We start from the raw sequence: 6,322 nt of genomic DNA, 5'->3' as shown, positions 1-6,322 counted from the left end.
AGGTTTCCGCTTCCGCGTTTCCCTTTCCGGCGAGTCCGACTCTATCAGATCCTTTCGGGCCTGATTCCCAGTCAGCGGGGGTTGTCTTCCCGGCCCTTGGGCCGTTGCGACGAGTGAGACTTTAGCGGAATCCTGGCTCCCGAGCTAATCGGGGTGGCGCCCTTTCGAACGCGGATTCCTCATTTCGCAAACACGCGTGAAAACGAGCCGACGACGAGTCGTCGATCATTGAGTGCTTGTTGCGGAATGGCTGTCCGGGGACCGACCGGGGTCGGCGCTCACGTCGGACAGCTCGGAGAACATTACGTACGGGGCTGAGGCGTGTCAACTTCGCTCCAGAGGGGGCTCTGGAGGCGTACTCTCGGAGGCATGACTACGCATGCGTGCACCCAGCTGTGGTGGGCCGCCTGACGGCGGCCGTACTCACGTATGTACTCAACGGCCGCCGCCTCGGCGGCCGTTCTTGTTTCTCCCTCCTGGAGGACCGGCCGGCGGGCGCGGCGGCCTCGACCAGGAGGTGGAGAGATGACGCGGATCTTCAGTGGGGTCAAGCCGACCGGGCATCTGACGCTGGGGAACTACTTGGGCGCCGTACGGCGGTGGGCCGATGTCGATCAGCATCAGGCCGACGCCCTGTTCTGCATCGTGGATCTGCACGCGCTGACCGTGGACCACGATCCGGGGCGAGTGCGCAGGCTCAGTCGTCAGGCGGCCACGCTGCTGCTGGCGTCGGGGCTGGATCCGGAGCTGTGCACCGTCTTCGTACAGAGTCATGTGGACGAGCACGCGCGGCTGTCGTATCTGCTGGAGTGCGTCGCGACCGACGGTGAGATGCGGCGGATGATCCAGTACAAGGAGAAGGCAGCGCGGGAACGGGAGCGCGGGGGGAGTGTGCGGCTGTCCCTGCTGACGTATCCGGTGCTGATGGCGGCGGACATCCTGGCGTACGGGACGGACGATGTGCCCGTCGGTGACGACCAGACGCAGCATGTCGAGCTGGCGCGGGATCTGGCGGTGCGGTTCAACCAGCGGTACGGACAGACGTTCGTGGTGCCTCGGGCCACTCGTCCGACGGTGGCCGCTCGGGTGATGAACCTGCAGGAGCCGACGTCGAAGATGGGGAAGAGCGACGACGTCGGGCCCGGGGTGGTCTATCTGCTCGACGAGCCGGATGCCGTGCGGAAGAAGATCATGCGGGCTGTCACGGACAGCGGGTCGGACGTCGTCCACGACCGGGCGGCGCGACCCGGGGTCTCGAATCTGCTGGAGATTCTCGCGGCCTGTGAGGGTGGGAACCCCGAGGCCTTGAGCGGTGTATATGAGTCGTACGGAGCTTTGAAGAAGGACACCGCCGAGGCCGTGGTCGAGCTCCTCAGGCCCGTACAGGAGAGGCACAAGCAGTTGTGCGCGGATCCTGCGTACGTGGAGGGGGTGTTGCGGCAGGGTGCGGAGCGGGCCAGAGAGATGGCGAGGCCGCGGGTGGATTCGGCGTATCGGGCGATCGGACTGTTGCCGGCGGTGGAGTAGGCGGGCGCGGCTGCCGCTGGGAGCAGTCGGCTCGTCGGGGGCCGAGTCGGTGGGCCCGCACCGGTGCCGGGGACCGGGTATCCCCGGCGCCGGGTGGCAGTCAGCTGTTGCCCGAGGCCAACTGGCGGCTGCGGTCGCGGGCGGCTTCCAGCGCGGCGATGAGTGCGGCGCGTACGCCGTGGTTCTCCAGTTCGCGGATGGCGTTGATCGTGGTGCCCGCGGGGGACGTGACGTTCTCGCGGAGCTTCACGGGGTGCTCCCCGCTGTCGCGGAGCATCACGGCGGCGCCGATCGCGGACTGGACGATGAGGTCGTGGGCCTTGTCGCGCGGCAGGCCGAGCAGGATGCCCGCGTCCGTCATGGCCTCGACCAGATAGAAGAAGTACGCCGGGCCTGATCCGGAGAGGGCGGTGCAGGCGTCCTGCTGGGACTCGGGGACGCGGAGCGTCTTGCCGACGGCGCCGAAGATCTCCTCGGCGTGGGCGAGGTGCTCGGCGGTGGCGTGGCTGCCTGCGGAGATGACGGACATGGCCTCGTCGACGAGCGCGGGTGTGTTCGTCATGACACGGACGACAGGGGTGCCCTGGGCGAGGCGCTCCTCGAAGAAGGAGGTGGGGATGCCCGCGGCGCCGCTGATGACCAGGCGGTCGGCGGGGATGTGCGGGGCGAGTTCGTCGAGGAGCGTGCCCATGTCCTGCGGCTTGACCGTGAGGATCAGGGTGTCGGCGGTCTTGGCGGCCTCGGGGTTGCTGACCGGGGTGACTCCGTGGCGCTCCTGAAGTTCCTTGGCGCGCTCGGGTCGGCGGGCGGTGACCAGGAGATCGGCGGGGGCCCAGCCGGCCCGGATCATTCCGCTGAGCAGGGCCTCGCCGATCTTGCCGGTGCCCAGGACTGCGACTTTCTGGCTCATGATGCGGTGCCCTCCGGGGTGCGTCGTCCGGTGTCCATCGTCGCACCCGGGGTGCCGTCGGGGGTGAGCTGTCCGTTGGGCGGGACACCTCCTGTCCTGGTGCCGTGAACCGGAGCGACCCCACCGCTCGTGCCCGTCCTGCTGTCCGGAGCTCCCGTCGTCGGACGGGGTCACCTGGACCGCGGGACGGGGGCGAGGCGGTCAGGCGGTCCGGCGCCGCAGAGTGGCCGCGCCCAGGGTCAGGACCAGCAGGGCGCAGGCCGCGACGATCAGGGCGTCGCGGACGAAGGTGGCCGTCATGTCGGTGTGCTTGAGGACTTCGTTCATGCCGTCGACGGCATACGACATGGGGAGGACGTCGGAGATGGTTTCGAGGACGGGGTGCATGTTGGAGCGGGGGGTGAAGAGGCCGCAGAGCAGGAGTTGGGGGAAGATCACCGCCGGCATGAACTGGACCGCCTGGAATTCCGAGGCCGCGAAGGCCGAGACGAAGAGACCGAGGGCCGTGCCGAGCAGGGCGTCGAGCAGGGCGACCAGGAGCAGCAGCCAGGGCGAGCCCGTCACGTCCAGGCCCAGGAACCAGACGGCGAGGCCGGTGGCGAGGGCGGACTGGACGATCGCGAGGGCGCCAAAGGCGAGGGCGTAGCCCGCGATGAGGTCGCCCTTGCCGAGGGGCATGGCGAGCAGGCGTTCCAGGGTGCCGGAGGTGCGTTCGCGCAGGGTGGCGATGGAGGTCACCAGGAACATCGTGATCAGCGGAAAGATCCCGAGGAGGGAGGCGCCGATGGAGTCGAAGGTGCGCGGGCTGCCGTCGAAGACATAGCGGAGCAGCAGGAGCATCAGACACGGGATCAGGAGCAGTAGCGCGATGGTGCGCGGGTCGTGCCGGAGTTGGCCCAGGACGCGGGCCGCGGTGGCGATGGTGCGGGAGAGGTTGATCGCGCGCGGGCGGGCCGGCGTGCTCGTGCCAGGGCTCGTGGCAGTGGCGGTGGTGCTCATCGGACGGTCTCCTTGCGGGGCTGGTCGCCGGGCGCGGGCCCGTCGCCGGTGGTGGTCCGGCCGGCGGTGGCGGAGTGGCCGTCGGCCGGGGGTCCGTAGCCCGTGGCGTGGCTGCCCGCCGCGGTGGCCTCGTCGACCAGGCGGAGGAAGGCGGCTTCGACGGTTTCGGTGCCGGTGCGTTCGCGCAGGGCGTCGGGGGTGTCGTCGGCGAGGATCCGGCCCTCGCGCATCAGGAGCAGGCGGTGGCAGCGCTCGGCCTCGTCCATGACGTGGGAGGAGACGAGGAGGGTGGCGCCCCGGTCGGCGGCGATGGAGTGGAAGAGGTTCCACAGGTCGCGGCGCAGGACGGGGTCGAGGCCGACGGTGGGTTCGTCGAGGACGAGGAGTTCGGGGGTGCCGAGGAGAGCGACGGCGAGGGAGACCCGGCTGCGCTGGCCACCTGAGAGGTTGCCAGCGAGGGAGCCGGCGTGGGAGGTGAGGTCGACGTCGGCGATGGCCTGGGTGACGTGCTGATGACGGCGGTCGGCGGCTGCTCGGCCGGGGTCGAGGATCGCGGCGAAGTAGTCGAGGTTCTGGCGGACCGACAGATCGTCGTAGACGGAGGGCGCCTGGGTGACGTAGCCGATGCGGGAGCGGAGCGTGGCGTCGCCGGCGGGACGGCCGAGGACTTCGAGGGTGCCGGTCGCCTTGGCCTGGGTGCCGACGGTCGCGCGCATCAGGGTCGACTTGCCGCAGCCGGAAGGGCCGAGCAGGCCGGTGATCTGTCCGCGCGGTACGGCGAAGTCGAGCCCTCGCAGGACCGGGCGGGTGCCGCGTACGACGGTGAGGCCTTCGGCGCGGACGGCGGGGGGCGTGGTGCGGGTCGTGGCGGGGTCCGGAGGGCGGGGATTAATATTCATCATGCGATGATTATTGCTCCTCCGAGAGCCTGCTCGTCAAGTTCGGAGACGGATGAGTCGTGTGGGGTGGTGAACGGCGGCGCAGGCGCGCGCGAGGATGATCGGAGGCGGGCCGTCCGGGTCGCGTGCTTACGCGGTCCCGGCGCGGTCACGAGAAGGGACTGCTGGGTCAACTGCGTTGGCTGACAAAGGATTTCGGTGCGGCGTGCTTTCCCGGTGCGGAGACCTACGCATCTCCTGTTCGCGAGTGGGGGGCTTCCTCATGCGTGGTGGAGACCGGATCCGTACGGGCCGCTGGATCCGTACGACCCGCCCGGTCCGTACGGCCGACTGGATACGTCCGATCGGCCTGGCCCGTACGTTCCCGTACGACCTGCCGGATTCGGGCAACCGGCCGACTCCGCGACCGGCTGGATACGTCCGCCCCCAGACCCGTACGACCGGCCGGATCCGTGCAACTGGCCACCCGCCGCGGGCACGTGCGGTGACCGCGGCGGGTGGCCCCGGCTCGGTTTGCCCCGGGGCGGGCCCTGTCCGGCCTGGTCCTCTGGGGCCGGTTAGGGCGGTTGGGGCTGTGCTCACCTGGGCCGGGGCGTGTCCTTCGGGGGGTGGTTTTCGCCCCCGCCGCCCCTACCCGTCCCGTACCTGGGGGCTCCGCCCCCAGACCCCCGTATCGCGCTGGCGCGCTCGTCCTCAAACGCCGGACGGGCTGGGAATGACGTGCTCGTCCCCGAGCGACGGACCGGCTGGGAACGACCCGCGCCTCCCCGGACGCCGGACGGGCTGAGACGTTCCCCCGCTGCCCCGTTGTCGCGCCGGCGCGCTCCTCCTCAAGCGGCGGACGGGCTGAAATCTCTATCCCCGGCCGGGGGCAGAATCAGCCCCTCCGGCGTTTGAGGAGCAGGGGGCCGGGGGCTGGTCCCCGGGGCGGGGCCGGCAGGGGCGGCGAGGGCGAAGACCCCGTAGGGCACACCCCCCGGCCGGGGTGGGAAACGGTTCCCTACTGGCGTCGTTTTCTTGAGGGGTTGCCGGTGCGGCGGGTGGTGCGGCGGGTGTGTTGGACGCGGGCGGTGTCGTACTCGTCGCGGTGGAGCTTTTCGCCGGGGGCCTCGGTGAGGGAGCGGAAGAAGTACGCGAGGAGGGAGCCGACGAAGCCGATGGCGAGGAGGCCGCGGAGGGAGGCCTGGCGATCGGGGTCGGGGCGCTTGCCGAAGGCGTCCCAGGTGTGGCGGAACGCGAGGGCGCTGCACACCGCGAACATCACGACGACCAGGAGGGTGACGGGCCTGCCGATGTCCGCGATGGCAAGGCCCTGGTAGGCGAAGCGCAGCACGAAGCAGGCGGCGGCCGCGGCCGTGAGCGAGCCGAGGGCCACGGCGGCCCGGCGGCCCGTATAGCCGCCGTCGTGTTCCACCCACGTCGTTCCGAAGAAACGGATGGGCTCGGGCTGGGGGCCCGCGGGGGTACCGGTCTCGTCGCTCACCCGAGGATTATCTCCCCGGCGACCGGTCCGTCGCGGACCCCTGCCCCTTCGGCGCTCACGTCACTCAGGTCATTCAGGTCGCTCAGGTCACTCAGGTCACTCAGGTGCAGCGCGGGGCGATGTAGCCGTCGCTGCCGGTCTTCACGTAGGCGTCCGAGACGTACTCGCCGTTCGCGATGTTGTCCCAGACGCTCGTCTTGCCGTACGGGCCGCTGACGGTCTCCCCCGGACGCTGGCAGAAGATCGCCACGCGCGAGCCCTCGGGCAGGACGCGGGTGATGCGGTAGGTGGTGCCGGGACCGCTGCGGACGTTCAGCGTGTGGCCCGGGGCGATGGAGTAGTAGTGCAGTGCGGCCTCGGCCGTGGCCGCGGTGGCCGTGGCGGCGGAGGCGGCGGAGGCCGTGACCGCGGTGGCCGTGACCGTCGTCGACGGCAACGACACCGTTTCCGTCGTGGGCACAGCCGCCGTGGTGGGCACCGTCTCCGTCGTGGGCACAGCCGCTG

The 6,322-nt window shown here is 70.5% G+C and carries 6 protein-coding genes; 1 reads left to right on the top strand and 5 read right to left on the bottom strand.

Features of this window, described 5'->3' with window-relative positions:
- Window positions 1-525: 525 nt before the first annotated feature.
- Window positions 526-1,527, top strand: a complete 1,002-nt coding sequence (gene trpS / locus ACFWM2_RS40080) for a tryptophan--tRNA ligase (protein WP_383291260.1) — start codon at window positions 526-528, stop codon at window positions 1,525-1,527.
- A 100-nt stretch (window positions 1,528-1,627) separates the two neighbouring features.
- On the opposite strand, the gene proC is transcribed toward trpS, so the two are convergent.
- From proC to ACFWM2_RS40055, 5 genes are all read right to left on the bottom strand, one after another.
- On the bottom strand, window positions 1,628-2,437 hold the full coding sequence (gene proC / locus ACFWM2_RS40075) for a pyrroline-5-carboxylate reductase (protein WP_383291258.1): 810 nt from the start codon (window positions 2,435-2,437) through the stop codon (window positions 1,628-1,630).
- A 201-nt stretch (window positions 2,438-2,638) separates the two neighbouring features.
- Complete coding sequence (locus tag ACFWM2_RS40070; protein WP_383291256.1) at window positions 2,639-3,436, bottom strand: ABC transporter permease; 798 nt, start codon at window positions 3,434-3,436, stop codon at window positions 2,639-2,641.
- Entirely contained in the window at window positions 3,433-4,338 is a 906-nt protein-coding gene (locus ACFWM2_RS40065) for an ABC transporter ATP-binding protein (protein WP_383291254.1), read from the bottom strand. The genes ACFWM2_RS40070 and ACFWM2_RS40065 overlap by 4 nt, the downstream gene beginning before the upstream one ends.
- Before the next feature lie 997 nt (window positions 4,339-5,335).
- Window positions 5,336-5,818: an EamA/RhaT family transporter gene (locus ACFWM2_RS40060; RefSeq protein WP_383291252.1), complete on the bottom strand. Its 483-nt coding sequence runs from the start codon at window positions 5,816-5,818 to the stop codon at window positions 5,336-5,338.
- Between the two features lie 100 nt (window positions 5,819-5,918).
- Window positions 5,919-6,167 (bottom strand): SH3 domain-containing protein, encoded by a 249-nt coding sequence (locus ACFWM2_RS40055; protein ID WP_383291268.1) that lies wholly within the window; start codon window positions 6,165-6,167, stop codon window positions 5,919-5,921.
- Window positions 6,168-6,322 lie beyond the last annotated feature (155 nt).

Origin of the sequence: Streptomyces sp. NPDC058371, from assembly GCF_042723265.1 — a bacterium.
Classification (GTDB): Bacteria; Actinomycetota; Actinomycetes; order Streptomycetales; family Streptomycetaceae; genus Streptomyces.
The sequence above is the reverse complement of the archived record's forward strand: the minus strand, read 5'-3'. Positions and strand labels throughout refer to the sequence as shown.